This window comes from Serratia sp. Ser99 (assembly GCF_024519545.1).
In the GTDB taxonomy this organism is placed as follows: Bacteria; Pseudomonadota; Gammaproteobacteria; order Enterobacterales; family Enterobacteriaceae; genus Serratia; species Serratia liquefaciens.
On sequence record NZ_JALJRT010000007.1, the window covers coordinates 32,029 to 46,739 of the forward strand.

At 55.5% G+C, this 14,711-nt stretch carries 15 protein-coding genes; 9 read left to right on the plus strand and 6 right to left on the minus strand.

Annotated features, from left to right (window positions below):
- Positions 1 to 171: 171 nt before the first annotated feature.
- The 8 genes from pstS (at position 172) to NR114_RS15010 (ending at position 7,277) form a co-directional block, all read left to right on the plus strand.
- Entirely contained in the window at positions 172 to 1,212 is a 1,041-nt protein-coding gene (gene pstS, locus NR114_RS14975) for a phosphate ABC transporter substrate-binding protein PstS (protein ID WP_020837719.1), read from the plus strand.
- Positions 1,213 to 1,304: 92 nt separating this feature from the next.
- On the plus strand, positions 1,305 to 2,261 hold the full coding sequence (gene pstC, locus NR114_RS14980) for a phosphate ABC transporter permease PstC (protein WP_044554283.1): 957 nt from the start codon (positions 1,305 to 1,307) through the stop codon (positions 2,259 to 2,261).
- Position 2,262: 1 nt separating this feature from the next.
- Positions 2,263 to 3,153, plus strand: a complete 891-nt coding sequence (gene pstA, locus NR114_RS14985; RefSeq protein WP_041415128.1) for a phosphate ABC transporter permease PstA — start codon at positions 2,263 to 2,265, stop codon at positions 3,151 to 3,153.
- A gap of 54 nt (positions 3,154 to 3,207) precedes the next feature.
- Positions 3,208 to 3,978, plus strand: coding sequence for a phosphate ABC transporter ATP-binding protein PstB (gene pstB, locus NR114_RS14990; protein WP_369982368.1), 771 nt, complete (start codon positions 3,208 to 3,210; stop codon positions 3,976 to 3,978).
- 11 nt (positions 3,979 to 3,989) lie between these two features.
- Positions 3,990 to 4,724 carry a phosphate signaling complex protein PhoU gene (phoU, locus tag NR114_RS14995; protein ID WP_020837725.1) on the plus strand — a complete coding sequence of 245 codons (735 nt, stop codon included), beginning with the start codon at positions 3,990 to 3,992 and terminating at the stop codon, positions 4,722 to 4,724.
- Between the two features lie 166 nt (positions 4,725 to 4,890).
- Positions 4,891 to 5,730: an ABC transporter substrate-binding protein gene (locus NR114_RS15000; RefSeq protein ID WP_044554285.1), complete on the plus strand. Its 840-nt coding sequence runs from the start codon at positions 4,891 to 4,893 to the stop codon at positions 5,728 to 5,730.
- Positions 5,731 to 5,809: 79 nt separating this feature from the next.
- A complete protein-coding gene (locus NR114_RS15005; protein WP_256814223.1) occupies positions 5,810 to 6,535 on the plus strand; it encodes an amino acid ABC transporter permease in 726 nt (241 codons plus the stop codon).
- A gap of 1 nt (position 6,536) precedes the next feature.
- On the plus strand, positions 6,537 to 7,277 hold the full coding sequence (locus NR114_RS15010; protein WP_116691523.1) for an amino acid ABC transporter permease: 741 nt from the start codon (positions 6,537 to 6,539) through the stop codon (positions 7,275 to 7,277).
- On the opposite strand, the gene yieH is transcribed toward NR114_RS15010, so the two are convergent.
- Positions 7,270 to 7,935 (minus strand): 6-phosphogluconate phosphatase, encoded by a 666-nt coding sequence (yieH, locus tag NR114_RS15015; RefSeq protein ID WP_115060905.1) that lies wholly within the window; start codon positions 7,933 to 7,935, stop codon positions 7,270 to 7,272. The two genes, NR114_RS15010 and yieH, sit on opposite strands and share 8 nt — an antisense overlap.
- A gap of 349 nt (positions 7,936 to 8,284) precedes the next feature.
- On the opposite strand from yieH, the gene NR114_RS15020 reads away from it, so the two are divergent.
- The gene (locus NR114_RS15020) at positions 8,285 to 9,622 is read left to right on the plus strand and encodes an NCS2 family permease (RefSeq protein ID WP_020837732.1); all 1,338 of its coding nucleotides are present in this window, start codon (positions 8,285 to 8,287) and stop codon (positions 9,620 to 9,622) included.
- Positions 9,623 to 9,659: 37 nt separating this feature from the next.
- On the opposite strand, the gene NR114_RS15025 is transcribed toward NR114_RS15020, so the two are convergent.
- The 5 genes from NR114_RS15025 to NR114_RS15045 form a co-directional block, all read right to left on the minus strand.
- Complete coding sequence (locus NR114_RS15025) at positions 9,660 to 10,709, minus strand: hypothetical protein (protein WP_130016559.1); 1,050 nt, start codon at positions 10,707 to 10,709, stop codon at positions 9,660 to 9,662.
- Between the two features lie 96 nt (positions 10,710 to 10,805).
- Positions 10,806 to 11,372 carry an NADPH-dependent FMN reductase gene (locus tag NR114_RS15030; RefSeq protein ID WP_256814229.1) on the minus strand — a complete coding sequence of 189 codons (567 nt, stop codon included), beginning with the start codon at positions 11,370 to 11,372 and terminating at the stop codon, positions 10,806 to 10,808.
- A gap of 179 nt (positions 11,373 to 11,551) precedes the next feature.
- Positions 11,552 to 12,277, minus strand: coding sequence for a 4'-phosphopantetheinyl transferase superfamily protein (locus NR114_RS15035; RefSeq protein WP_020837736.1), 726 nt, complete (start codon positions 12,275 to 12,277; stop codon positions 11,552 to 11,554).
- A 96-nt stretch (positions 12,278 to 12,373) separates the two neighbouring features.
- On the minus strand, positions 12,374 to 13,687 hold the full coding sequence (locus NR114_RS15040; RefSeq protein ID WP_256814232.1) for a lysine N(6)-hydroxylase/L-ornithine N(5)-oxygenase family protein: 1,314 nt from the start codon (positions 13,685 to 13,687) through the stop codon (positions 12,374 to 12,376).
- Between the two features lie 142 nt (positions 13,688 to 13,829).
- Complete coding sequence (locus NR114_RS15045; protein ID WP_197821463.1) at positions 13,830 to 14,630, minus strand: MBL fold metallo-hydrolase; 801 nt, start codon at positions 14,628 to 14,630, stop codon at positions 13,830 to 13,832.
- Positions 14,631 to 14,711 lie beyond the last annotated feature (81 nt).

A 14,711-nucleotide genomic window follows, 5' to 3' on the forward strand; every position in this document is an offset into this window, starting at 1 on the left:
TAATGGTTTGATTTTTATAGAGTAATTATATCCGCACTCTCACTGTAATATAACTGTCATATTTCGTACATTTTACTGTCACCAAACTGTCCTATTTTCCCTCCTGCAGCAATACTTACTCTGATGAAAACGACTCAAAGTCGATTTTTGAATATCCCATTAGGAGGGATTATGAAACTGATGCGTACCACCGTCGCCAGTATTGTGGCAGCGACTTTCTCCCTGACCGCCGTGTCCGCGTTCGCTGCTGCTAGCCTGACCGGTGCAGGTGCGACATTCCCCGCTCCGGTTTATGCCAAGTGGGCAGATTCTTATCAGAAAGAAACCGGCAACAAAGTTAACTATCAGGGCATCGGCTCTTCTGGTGGCGTGAAGCAAATCGTCGCCAATACCGTTGACTTTGGTGCCTCCGATGCACCTTTGAGTGATGACAAGCTGGCGGCCGATGGCCTGTTCCAGTTCCCTACCGTGATCGGTGGCGTGGTGCTGGCCGTTAACATCCCGGGCATCAAATCCGGTGAGCTGACCCTGGATGGGAAAACCCTGGGTGATATCTACCTGGGCAACGTGAAAAAATGGAACGACCCGGCGATCACCAAGCTGAACCCAGGCGTCAAGCTGCCGGATCAGAACATTGCGGTTGTTCGTCGCGCAGACGGTTCAGGCACCTCTTTCGTGTTCACCAGCTATCTGTCTAAAGCCAATGCGCAGTGGAAAGAGAAAATCGGTGCAGGTTCTACCGTTAACTGGCCAACCGGTCTGGGCGGCAAGGGCAATGACGGCATCGCCGCATTCGTACAGCGTCTGCCAGGCTCCATCGGTTACGTTGAATACGCGTATGCCAAACAAAACAACCTGGCTTACACCAAGCTGATTTCTGCCGACGGCAAAGCGGTTAGCCCAACAGAAGAGAGCTTCAGCGCCGCCGCTAAAGGCGTTGACTGGAGCAAAACCTTCGCCCAGGACCTGACTAACCAGAAAGGCGACAACGCCTGGCCAATCACCTCCACCACCTTCATCCTGGTGCACAAAGAGCAGAAAAACCCGGCTCAGGGCACCGAAGTTCTGAAGTTCTTTGACTGGGCGTACAAAACCGGCGCCAAGCAGGCTAACGACCTGGATTACGCCACGCTGCCGAACGAAGTTATCGAGCAGGTGCGTGCAGCATGGAAAACCAACGTAAAAGACAGTTCCGGTAAAGCGCTGTACTAACAACGCAGGGGCGCGTGATTCGGCGCGCCCCACTCAGTTTTTCAGGGCTCAATTCAGGTTGGGCCTGCCAGGGTTAACACAGAGAGTGATCTATGGCTGAGTACAAGCCGACCATTAAAGCACCGAGTAAAAATGGTGACGTCATCTTCAGCGCGCTGGTTAAACTGGCGGCGCTGATTACCCTATTGTTGCTGGGCGGCATTATTGTTTCGCTGATCTTCGCCTCCTGGCCGAGCATACAGAAATTCGGTTTCTCCTTCCTGTGGACCAAAGAATGGGACGCGCCTGCTGAGCAGTTCGGCGCCCTGGTACCGATCTACGGCACCGTCGTCACCTCGCTGATCGCATTGATTATCGCCGTACCCGTCAGCTTCGGCATTGCGCTGTTCCTGACCGAGCTGGCACCAAACTGGCTGAGGCGCCCGCTGGGTATCGCCATTGAATTGCTGGCGGCGATCCCGAGTATCGTTTACGGCATGTGGGGTCTGTTCGTGTTCGCCCCGCTGTTTGCCGAATATTTCCAGACCCCGGTTGGCGAGGTGCTGTCCGGCATTCCGATTGTCGGTGAGCTGTTCTCTGGCCCGGCGTTCGGTATCGGTATTCTGGCTGCCGGGGTGATCCTGGCGATTATGATTATTCCTTATATCGCCGCCGTAATGCGCGATGTATTCGAACAAACCCCGGTGATGATGAAAGAGTCGGCCTATGGCATCGGCTGCACCACCTGGGAAGTGATTTGGCGCATCGTATTGCCGTTTACCAAGAATGGCGTGATTGGCGGTGTAATGCTCGGCTTGGGCCGTGCGCTGGGGGAAACCATGGCGGTGACCTTCATCATCGGTAACACCTACCAGCTCGACAGCGCTTCACTGTATATGCCGGGCAACAGCATCACCTCTGCACTGGCCAACGAATTCGCCGAAGCGGAGTCGGGCGTGCACACCGCCGCGTTGATGGAGTTGGGGCTGATTCTGTTTGTTATCACCTTTATCGTGCTGGCGCTGTCGAAGCTGATGGTGATGCGCCTGGCAAAGAGTGAGGGACGCTAACGTGACGACTATGGATATGCAAAATAGCGTAGCGCTGCTGGAAAGCCGCCGCAAAATGCAGGCCTGGCGCCGCCAGAAGAACCGACTGGCGCTGTTCCTGTCGATGGCGACCATGGTGTTTGGCCTGTTCTGGCTGGTGTGGATCCTGTTCTCCACCGTGACCAAGGGCATCGACGGCATGTCGCTGGCGCTGTTCACCGAAATGACTCCTCCGCCGAATACCGCGGGCGGTGGTCTGGCAAACGCCATCGCCGGTAGCGGCCTGTTGATCCTGTGGGCTACCGTGTTCGGTACGCCACTGGGCATCATGGCGGGGATTTACCTGGCGGAATATGGCCGTAAATCCTGGCTGGCGGAAGTCATCCGTTTTATTAACGACATTCTGTTATCGGCACCGTCGATTGTTGTGGGCCTGTTCGTGTACACCATCGTGGTGGCGAAGATGGAACACTTCTCCGGTTGGGCCGGGATCATCGCGTTGGCGCTGTTGCAGGTACCGATCGTGATCCGTACCACCGAGAATATGCTGAAGCTGGTGCCGGATACGCTGCGCGAAGCCGCTTATGCGCTGGGCACGCCGAAATGGCGCATGATTTCCGCCATCACGTTGAAAGCCTCGGTCTCCGGCATCATCACCGGCGTGCTGCTGGCGATTGCGCGTATCGCAGGGGAAACCGCACCGTTGCTGTTTACCTCGCTGTCGAATCAGTTCTGGAGCACCGACCTGATGCAGCCGATCGCCAACCTGCCGGTGACCATTTTCAAATTCGCCATGAGCCCGTTCGCCGAATGGCAAGAGCTGGCCTGGGCCGGGGTGCTGTTGATAACCCTGTGCGTACTGCTACTGAATATCCTGGCGCGTGTGGTTTTCGCCAAGAAAAAGCATTCATAAAATTTTGAGCGCTGCCGTGGCGGCGCTGATGAAAAGAGAGAAGTCTTGATGAGTATGGTTACTGACGCTTCCAGCAGCAAAATTCAGGTACGCGATCTGAACTTCTACTATGGCAAATTCCATGCGCTGAAAAACATCACGCTGGATATCGCCAAGAACAAGGTCACCGCGTTTATCGGCCCGTCCGGCTGCGGCAAATCTACCCTGCTGCGCACCTTCAACAAAATGTATCAGCTTTACCCCGAGCAGCGTGCCGAAGGTGGCATTCTGCTGGATGGGCAGAACATTCTGACCGACAACTCGGATATCGCACTGCTGCGTGCCAAGGTCGGCATGGTGTTCCAGAAGCCGACGCCGTTCCCGATGTCGATTTACGACAATATCGCCTTCGGCGTGCGCCTGTTTGAAAAGCTGTCACGTGCCGACATGGATGAGCGTGTGCAGTGGGCCTTGACCAAGGCGGCGCTGTGGAACGAAACCAAGGACAAGCTGCACCAGAGCGGTTACAGCCTGTCGGGTGGCCAGCAGCAACGTCTGTGCATCGCCCGCGGCATTGCCATTCGTCCGGACGTGTTATTGCTGGACGAACCTTGCTCGGCGCTGGATCCGATTTCCACCGGTAAGATTGAAGAGCTGATCAGCGAACTGAAGTCTGACTACACCGTGGTGATCGTAACCCACAACATGCAGCAGGCCGCGCGTTGCTCCGACTCCACGGCATTTATGTATCTGGGCGAACTGATCGAGTTCAGTGATACTGATAACCTGTTCACCGCGCCACAGAAAAAACAGACCGAAGACTACATCACCGGCCGTTATGGTTGATAGGATGCATCATGGATAACCTGAATTTAAATAAGCACATTTCCGGCCAGTTCAACGCAGAACTGGAGCATATCCGCACCCAGGTATTGACCATGGGCGGGCTGGTGGAACAGCAACTGACCGACGCTATCACCGCGATGCACAATCAGGACGGTGAATTGGCCAAGCGCGTGATCGAAGGCGACGCCAAGGTCAATATGATGGAAGTGGCGATTGACGAAGCCTGCGTGCGGATCATCGCCAAACGCCAGCCGACCGCCAGCGACCTGCGTCTGGTGATGGCGATCATCAAAACCATTTCCGAGCTGGAACGCATCGGCGACGTGGCGGACAAGATTTGCCGCACCGCGCTGGAGAAATTCTCGCACCAGCATCAGCCACTTCTGGTCAGCCTGGAGTCGCTTGGTCGCCATACCGTGCAGATGCTGCACGACGTGCTGGACGCCTTCGCGCGCATGGATTTGGATGAAGCTATCCGCATTTACCGCGAAGACCGGAAGGTCGATCAGGAATATGAGGGCATCGTACGCCAGTTGATGACCTACATGATGGAAGATACGCGTACCATCCCAAGCGTGCTGACCGCGTTATTCTGTGCCCGTTCGATCGAGCGTATCGGTGACCGCTGCCAGAACATTTGCGAATTTATCTTCTATTTCGTCAAAGGTCAGGACTTCCGTCATATCGGTGGCGACGCGCTGGAAAAGCTGCTGTCATCCGACGGAAAAGACGATAAAAAAGAGTAATTTCCCCCGAGAGTTACCCCTGAAGGCGCAGAAAACTGCGCCTTTATGCTGTTTAAAACCCTTAAAGACAAAAAGGTTATAAATATAGCTTTTTATATTATTTCCTGACCTAAGTGGGGCTTGCTAGCTTAGCAGCCAGCAGGACATCAACCCTTAGGAGCTCCCCATGAAACATCGCGCTTTGGCCTTAACCTTATTAGCCAGCCTGACCAGCCTCGCCACCGGTGCCGCGCATGCGGACAAACTCGACGACATCAAGAAAGCCGGCGTAGTGCGTATCGCGGTGTTCGACAGCAATCCGCCGTTCGGTTATATCGACCCGCAAAGCAAAAAGCTGGTGGGTTACGATGTGGATGTCGCCGATGCGATCGGCAAAGCGCTGGGCGTGAAGGTTGAGCTGCGAGCCACCAACCCGGCCAACCGTATTCCTTTGCTGGTCTCGAAAAAGGTCGACCTGATTGCCGCTAACTTCACCATTACCGACGAGCGCGCCAAGGAAGTGAACTTCAGCGTGCCGTATTTCGCCACCGGCCAGAAATTTATCGCCCATAAAGGCGTACTGAAAACCCCGGAAGACATCAAAAAGCTGCGCATTGGCGCGGACAAAGGCACGGTGCAGGAAATTACCCTGCGCGAACATTATCCGACGGCGAAAGTGATCTCTTACGACGACACCCCGCTGGCGTTCGTGGCGCTGCGTAACGGTAACGTGCAGGCGATCACCCAGGATGACGCCAAGCTGGTGGGCCTGCTCGGCAACCTGCCGGCCGCCCAGAAAGCTGACTTCGAGATCTCGCCGTTCAGCATTACCAAAGAGTACCAGGGAGTCGGCATTCCCAAAGGCGAAGATCGCCTGACCGCCAGCGTTAACGACACGCTGATCAAACTGGAAAAGGACGGCGAAGCGGTGAAAATCTACAATCGCTGGTTCGGGCCGGAAACCAAAACGGCTCAACCGCGCGGCGATTTCACCATCGCACCCCTGGATCAGCAGCCTAAGGCCTGATTCTGCGGGGTCGTGAAGTCAGAACGGAGGGGCGCAGCTTGCTGCGCCCTTGGCGCATGGTGCAAAACAAGGATTAGGCATGAATCTGCAACAACTCTCAGACTGGCTGCTGACGCCGCAGTATCTGAGCTGGTTATGGGATGGCTTCCTGCTGACGCTGTGGCTTTCCGCCTGTGCGAGCCTGGCAGCCACGCTGTTGGGGTTTTTACTGACAGCGATGCGTGACAGCCGCCTGAGGGGGCTGCGCTGGCTGGCGGTCGGTTACAGCTCATTGTTTCGCAATACGCCGCTGCTGGTGCAGCTGTTCTTCTGGTATTTCGCCGCCGGGCAGATTTTGCCGTCTGCCGCCATGCAGTGGCTGAATACGCCACACCACATCGGCCTGCTTGAGTGGCCCTCATTTGAATTTCTGGCCGGTTTCTTCGGCCTGACGCTTTACTCCACCGCTTTTATCGCTGAAGAGATCCGCTCCGGCATCCGTGGTGTCGCCAGCGGACAAAAGTACGCCGCCAACGCGCTGGGGCTGACCGGATGGCAGGCCATGCGTTATGTGGTCCTGCCGCAGGCGCTGAAAATTGCCATGCCGCCGCTACTGGGCCAATACATGAACGTAATAAAAAACTCCTCGCTGACCATGGCGATCGGCGTCGCTGAACTTTCCTATGCTTCGCGTCAGGTAGAAACCGAGACGCTACGCACCTTCCAGGCCTTTGGCGTGGCGACGGTGTTGTATATCGCCATCATTGCGCTATTGGAAGGCTGGGGCATGTGGCGGCAGCAGCGTAAACCGCTGGGAGGACATTAAGATGGATTTCAGCATCATTTACGACAACCTGGGATATCTGCTGTGGGGCACCTGGCCGGATGGGCCGCTGGGGGGCGCGGCGCTGACACTGGCTATCAGCCTGATGGCGGGGGTGGCTTCGGCTATTCTCGGCACGCTGCTGGGGGTGGCATTGGCGATGTCACGCGGCGTGGTGGCCGGGCTGTTGGCGGCGGTTTTGGGCTTTTTCCGCGCAATTCCGGTGATCATGCTGATTTTCTGGACCTATTTCCTGCTGCCCATCGTTTTTGGCGTAGATATTCCTGAAATTACCACGGTGGTTTGCGCTCTGGCGTTGATCGCCTCCGCCTATCTGGCGCATGCGGTGAAAGCCGGCATTGCCGCCATCGGGCCGGGGCAGTGGCAGGCCGGGTTATCGTTGGGGCTGACCCGCTGGCAAACGCTGTGGTTGATAGTGCTGCCGCAGGCGCTGCGCATGATGGTGCCGTCGTTTATCAACCAGTGGATTTCGCTGATCAAGGACACCTCCCTGGCCTATATCGTTGGTGTCAGTGAGCTGACCTTTCTGGCGACACAGGTCAACAACCGCAGCATGGTGTATCCGATGGAGGTATTCCTGTTTATCGCGTTGGTGTACTTCGTGTTCTGCCTGGCGTTGGATCTGCTGGCCAATGCGATCAATCGCCGCTACAGCCCGCAGACCCGGGCTGTAAAACGGTCATGGCGCTGGTGGCGCAACAAACCGCCGTTGCCGGCTAGTTAGTCAGCTGCCAGCCGCGTTCACGCCAGAGCGCCGGCAATTGCGCCAGATTGTCGAATGCGGTGACCAAGGGGTGATCGATAGGTTTATTGTGCGGATCGGCGCAGAAGTAAAACACCGGGATCCCGGCGGCGATTCCTGCCTGTGCACCGGCGGCGGAATCGTCCACCAGGATGCAGCGCTCCACAGGCACCTGCATTTTTTCAGCGGCGTGGAACACAATGGCCGGATCCGGCTTCCAGCGTTGGATGTCATAGCCGCTGAACAACCGGTCATCAAAATAGTGCAGCATATCGGTCAGGCCGAGCGAGTGTTGCATTTTGCTGACCGGGCCGTTGGAAACGGTGCACATCGGCACCTTCACCTGCGCCAGCAGTTCACGCGCCCCGGCGATTTGTTGCAGCTCGCTATCGAACAAGCGGGCCACTTCCTGGCGGTACAGCGGTTCAAGCTCTTCCTTTGCCAGCGTGGTGCCCTGTTCTGCATTAACCTGTTCGATAATTTCGTACAGCTTCACTCCTTTGAATCTTCTGAACACGTCGTCCAGCGACAGGTGGATGCCGAAGTGGGCAAACATGTGCACATAGGCTTTGCTGCACAGCACTTCGCTGTCCACCAGCGTGCCGTCGCAATCAAACAAAATACAGTCAATCTGGTTCATCAGCGTCAGTGTCCTTCGAGTCAACAGCGATAATGCCACTTTAACCGCATCAGGCAGGATTGCGACTCCTGAATCCTGGTTTTCCGATGAATATCAGCAAATACAACCTGTTGGGGTTTATAGCCGTAAAGACGGCGAAAAAAACCTGTGATCAGCATCAAAACCCTGACTTTTTGTTATATACCCGGCATACTTGAAGCCGCATCTGTGTTGGCTGCGAACGCTCACCCCAGTCACTTACTTGAGTAAGCTCTTGGGGATTCGCGTTCTTGCCGCCGTGATGCGACTCCAATTATTTTGGGTATAGGATAGCCGGCGACTGTCCATTCCCCTCTTCGGAATTCTGATAATGAGCAAACCAGTATCTGGCCTTGACGTCGAGCAAGGCTTGCTTGGGCGCGTGTTTAAACTCAAGCAACATGGCACTACGGCGCGTACGGAAACGATTGCCGGTATTACTACCTTTTTGACCATGGTGTATATCGTGTTCGTTAACCCCCAAATCCTGGGCGCGGCGGGCATGGATACGCAGGCGGTGTTCGTGACAACCTGTCTGATTGCCGCTTTCGGCAGCATTTTCATGGGCCTGCTGGCGAACCTGCCGGTAGCGCTGGCACCGGCGATGGGCCTCAATGCGTTCTTCGCGTTTGTAGTGGTCGGCGCAATGGGCATCTCATGGCAGATCGGCATGGGTGCCATTTTCTGGGGGGCAGTCGGTTTATTGCTGCTGACCATTTTCCGCGTTCGCTACTGGATGATTGCCAATATTCCGATGAGCTTGCGGGTGGGCATTACCAGCGGTATCGGTCTGTTTATCGGCATGATGGGGCTGAAAAATGCCGGTATCGTGGTGGCTAACCCGGACACGCTGGTGACCATCGGCAGCCTGACTTCGCACAACGTGCTGCTGGGTGCGCTGGGCTTCTTTATCATCGCGGTATTGTCTTCACGCAACTTCCATGCGGCAGTGCTGATTTCTATCGTGGTGACTACGCTGATCGGCTGGGCGCTGGGCGATGTGAAATACGGCGGCGTATTCTCGATGCCTCCTAACATCACGTCGGTAGTGGGTCAGGTTGATCTGGCCGGGGCGCTGAATATTGGCCTGGCCGGGGTGATTTTCTCCTTTATGCTGGTCAACCTGTTCGATTCCTCCGGCACCCTGATTGGCGTAACCGACAAGGCCGGGCTGACTGACGACAAGGGTAAGTTCCCGCGCATGAAGCAGGCGCTGTATGTCGACAGCATCAGCTCGGTAGCCGGTTCCTTTGTCGGCACTTCTTCGGTTACCGCCTACATTGAAAGCTCCGCCGGGGTGTCTGTCGGCGGCCGTACCGGCCTGACCGCCGTGGTAACCGGTATCCTGTTCCTGTTGGTGATTTTCCTGTCGCCGTTGGCGGGTATGGTGCCGGCTTATGCCGCAGCCGGCGCGCTGATCTACGTTGGCGTGCTGATGACATCAAGTTTGGCGCGGGTGAAGTGGGATGACCTGACCGAAGCCGTTCCGGCGTTCGTCACGGCAGTGATGATGCCATTCAGCTTCTCGATTACCGAAGGCATTGCGCTCGGCTTTATTTCCTATTGCGTGATGAAGCTGGGGACCGGTCGCTGGCGCGAAATCAGCCCATGTGTGGTGGTGGTGGCGCTGTTGTTTGTGCTGAAAATTGTGTTTGTAGACGGCCATTAATACGGCAAGGGCCGACGCTGGTCGGCCCCGTTATCTTTTAGGCACCCGGCGTAGCGTCGGGCGCCTGCTGCAACATCCACTGTAAAGGCCGTTTAAAACGGGCCTGCCAGCCGCCGTCAGGGTTCTCTCCCTGAGAAAAATGCAACGTTTCTACCTGGTTATTCTCACTGAACAAATTGGCGAAATGCATCGCCAGCGCCTGATCGCTGAAGTTTTGCCGATCGTAATACGCCACCACCAAGCGCTTATTGGTCGCCAGCGATTGCTGAGCCTGCTTGATCTCACCATTGGGGGCGATCAGCATCGCGCCGGCATATAGCTGGGGATATTTGGCCAGCAGATTGGCCGCGTGCAGCGCTCCTTGCCCACGGGCGGTGAGGTAGACCTGCTGCGGGTTGAGTTTTAGTTCTGCGGCCGGTTGCAAAGCCCGCTGGATCGCGCTTTGGGTGCTTTCGTCACTGTAATTCGACCAGCGGAAGCTGTTCTCCGACAGCATCTGGGTACCGTTGATCTCAACATAGGCCACGCCCATCTCGCTAAACAACAAACGCTCTTCGGGTGTGATACCGGCGCTCTTGCCGTAGGTATGCAGGTACACCACCGTTGGCCAGCCGCCGGCAGGCGGTGTGCCTTCAGGAATGGCGTAGCTGGCTTTGCCTTCGTACCAATGCGCATGTTGCAGGTAGCGGGCTTTGGTGACCGCCAATATTGATTGATAGGTCCTGCTGTGCTGAATGCTATTGAAGGCGTCGTCCTCCAACAGGTTGTAGTAATACCACAACCCGCGATCGGCACTCAGCTGCAGATAGCGCTCCGCCAGTTCGGTTTGGCCCTTTTCCGCCGAAGAGGCCGCCAGTTGATAGGGGGCCCATATGTTCCGCCCGTCTTCGCGCATCAGCGTCAGGTACAGCGACATGGCCGCGATCTTTTTGTCTTCCTGGCCCTGGGCGGTGCGCGGGTATTGGGCATTCAAAGGGCTATGTACCGGCAGCTCGATCGGCTCTTCTCCGGCGGGATAACGCATTTCTGCGGCTGATAATGGTCTGGTGATGAAAGCCAGTAATATGGCTAAAATGAGAAAATACATAATTTTATGACTTTAATTTTAATGGGTTATAAAGTGATCTCTCATAAGAATGACGCCTTCAGTCAATTTTCTGCCGAAGGCGTCTGTAAAATAATCTTACTTCAGTCGACGAATATAATCACTGAATGCGGACAACTGGCCGGTCAGGAAGTCCAGCGTGCCCTGATCAATCAACTCCCCAGCCTGAGCATCCACTTTATTCTGGATCACGCCGCCCATAAATTCCGGTTTGTTCATCACCATGGCATCGAGAAACACCAGGATCTGGCGCAGGTGATACTGGCAGCGCGCGCCGCCAATCGGCCCCATAGAGCTGGTCTGAATGGCTACGGGTTTACCGGCTAACGGCTGGTTCGGCAGGCGAGACAGCCAGTCGATGGCGTTTTTTAACCCGCCCGGCACCGAGTAGTTATATTCCGGGGTAACGATGATAACGCCGTCCGCCTGACGGATTTGCTCTGCGATCGCTTCCACTGCAGCAGGGAAACCTTCTTCCTGTTGCACATCGGCATCATACAGCGGGATATCACGGATTGAAGGAAGCGCTTCGATGGTGACGCCTTGTGGCGCAAGGTCCGGTAGGGCATTGGCGACCATGGCGTTGTACGAGCCTTTACGCAGGCTGCCGAGCAGGGTAACGATTTTTAATGCTTGGTCTGACATGGTGATTCTCCCTTTCGAATGAACAGATTCAGCTTAGAACATCAGGAGATAGTAGGGCAAAGCTGCAGGAGAGAATAGATGATTGCTGAATATTTAGCTGACTTTACAGTTTTATGCAGGAATTTATGCGTTAAAGAAAGTTTTATCTCAGGGGTTCGTCGCAGGGTAAGCGGCCGATGTCAGCGGTGAAGTGCCAGGCTGGTCAGTTTGATAAAGCGGGTGGAACTGGCCGGTGCTCGTGGAGAGATCTCCCCGTTTTTCTGCAGGCCTTTATTGGCTTCATACTGCCAGCATACCAGACGTTCCAGGCTGGGTTCGCGCGCGCAAGCCCAGCTCAGATATTCGTCGGCATCGCTCATCACCTGAACCTGGGGGGTGATGCTGGATCGCAGGTGGCCGGAAAAAGGGTGCAGCAGCAGCGACGATTGCCCGCTGTTACCCAGGCCGGAAATTTTCAACACGCTTTGACGGATGCTCCACAGCTGCGTTTCTGCCTCCAGCCGATCGTATTGCGCACTGATCCAGGCACTTTCTGCCGGCGTTTGAAATTGGTCTTGCAGCCTTTTCTGTTGCCCGCCCCGGGCGCGCATGACTTCAATATCCAGCCCCACCTTGCCTTCATCGCTTAATAAAACCCCTACCGTATCGCTGGCGTAGGCCAGGCTGAAATCGGGCAGGTGGTTATCGACAAAGCAGGGGCGGCCGGTAGGTGTGGTAGCGATGGGGGGCAATGTCGGCAGGCCGTAGAGATAAAACATCATTTCGGCGAGCAGGATACGCCCCTGCAGAAAGCGTTGGCGGCGTTTAATGGAAAAAGCGGTGGTAGCAGCAACGACCTCGGCGGAGAGCCTCCGGGTATCCAGTGCGGTGGACGTGGGGATCCATCGGGCAAAATGACACGCCATTATTCACTCCATACCAGAGGGGTCGCTGAAAACGCAGGGGAGTTAGATTAAGCATAAGTCGAGGATTTATCATCAAAAAACAGTATGCGTTTTATCCTATTTATCTGTTTGAGTAATATCATCGTCCGGGGCAGCGCCGCTCCACCATTGGATCAGCGAGGCGTTTGGTGCCAGATCAAAATGGGGTTTACCGAGCAGATGATTCAGAATGCGTGCTGAGCGCCAGGCCATCAGGCTGAGCCCGCCTTCCGCGCTGCCGTGGCTGTGGATACCGGCATTCACCGCATAAATGCGATTCTGCTCAGGCCCCTGCCATTCGAGGTTAAAATCGGGCAGTAACGGCAAGTGTTGTTGGTCGTCGAAAGGAATGCGTGGCAACAGGGGTTTTAAATAGGCAGGGAGTGAAGGGCGATAACCGGTTGCTAAAATGACGACATCGGCATTGAATCCTTCCTGGCGATTTTCAAGGCCGTGTCGGGTTCGCAATTGGAACCCTTTGCCTGTCGGCTCGATCGCCAGCAGAGTGCGATGCGGCAAAAGACGCACGTTGCGCGGCTGGTGCATCACATCGAAACGCATATAAAGCTCCCGGTACAAAGTACGTAGCGTATGGTTGCTAATACCGTCGGCCGGCAGTTTCTGAGTCTTGAGTTCGCGCTCGCGGATATCCTGCGGCAGCGTATAAAAATAATCGACGTACTCCGGGGTGAAATATTCATTGGTGAAGGCAGACTCGTCCAGCGGCTGAAAATTGGGCCGACGGGAAATCCAGTCGAGCTGTGCCGGTTCGCCCCAGTGCCCCCGCAGCGCGTTCAGAAAAATATCGGCACCGCTTTGGCCGCCGCCAATCACCGCCACCCGCTTACCGGTCAGATCAGGATTACGCAGGCCGATTTCGGCGGCATGCAGGCAGTTTTCACCCAGCGCCGGGTAAAACTCCTCAGGCAGCCAGGGGTCGTGGCCGGTGCCCAGACAGATATTCTTCGCCCACAGGGTTTGGTCGGGGGTGCGTACTTTGAACAGCTGTTTGTCATCGTCAAAATCAATGCTCTCAACCGACTGTGAAAACTGTAACCCTTCTAATCTATTACAGGCCCAGCTCAAATAGTCGGAGAACTCTTCGCGGCTGATAATTTGCTGTTCGGTAATCAGAAAACGATAAATTTTTTTCTGCTCGACCAGGTAATTGATAAAGGAGAATTGGCTGCGAGGCGTTACCGCCGTAACCAGGTCCTGCAACACATAGGTCTGCATATAGGCGGAAGGGAGCAGCATGCCGGGATGCCAACGGAAGCTGGCGTTGCGATCGAGAAAGGCATAATTCAGTGCACCACTTTCATAGGCCAACGCCGCCAGGCTGAGGTTGAAAGGGCCAAGGCCGACGCCGAGTAAATCCAGTGGTTCATTCATTTTTTCTTATCTCTTTGATGGAAATTGCTGAGATAAGCTTAGGTGAGTTTTGGCAAGAAGGAGGAGAAAGCAGGCGTTTGTCGGGGGTTCTTCCTGCCAGATTCTGTAGCAGGAAGCGAAAACCAGCTGGCTTGTTAACGTCTTATTCCAGCACGAAAGTGTCTCCGGTCGCGGGTGACACCACCTCCGGTAACCACAGGCGCCCCCAGGTTCCGGTGCAATGGCATCCCATTAATTTCTCCGGTTTTTGCTGATGAAGAAAATGTCTTACCCGCCATAGGGTGCGCGGCGACGCGCAGCGCAGATGAAAACCGCCGATCAAAGCGTGGATCCGATCGATCCCAGTGATTTTCTGGCAGTGACGCACGATGTGAATGATCCCGCGATGCCCGCAACCGGTAATAATCACCAACCCGCGATCGGATTTATAAATCAGCACGCCTTCGTCGATGACATAGTCCACTCCTGCATTTTCCCCGACAATCACTCCATAGGCGCGCGGTGCGGGTACTGCGATTTCGCCTGACCACATAAAACGATCGCTGATAGACAGTGGTTTGCGGCTGTACTCCATGCGGTGGCGTGAGTAATCGATATCCAAAGAGAGCTTTTTGATTTTGCGGGTGTGGCCCAGTACCTTCAGCGCCGCATAGCGTTCGTCGCCGATCTGCGGATGGCAGATAATGCGGCTGCCGTCAGGCAGCCAGGTGACGCCGCCGCAGTGGTCATAGTGGCCATGAGAGAGCACGGTTGCGGTTATTCTGGAGAGATCTACGCCCATCAGCCGCGCATTGTGCAGGAAACTGCCGTCAGGGCCGGTATCAAATAAAACGCTGGCAGTTTCATCCTGAAGCAGCAGGCTTAAGCCTGCCTTGGCCAGCAGTGACGGATTGGCGCTGGCGGCGCGGCGGTTTTCCAGCAGCACCTTGAAGGTTAATGCCATCTTTGCTCGTTCCTGAGAAGGATCCCTGACCCACCAGTATATCTAGGGAGTTATGACGGCTCTGTGAGCCAAGGCGCAGAG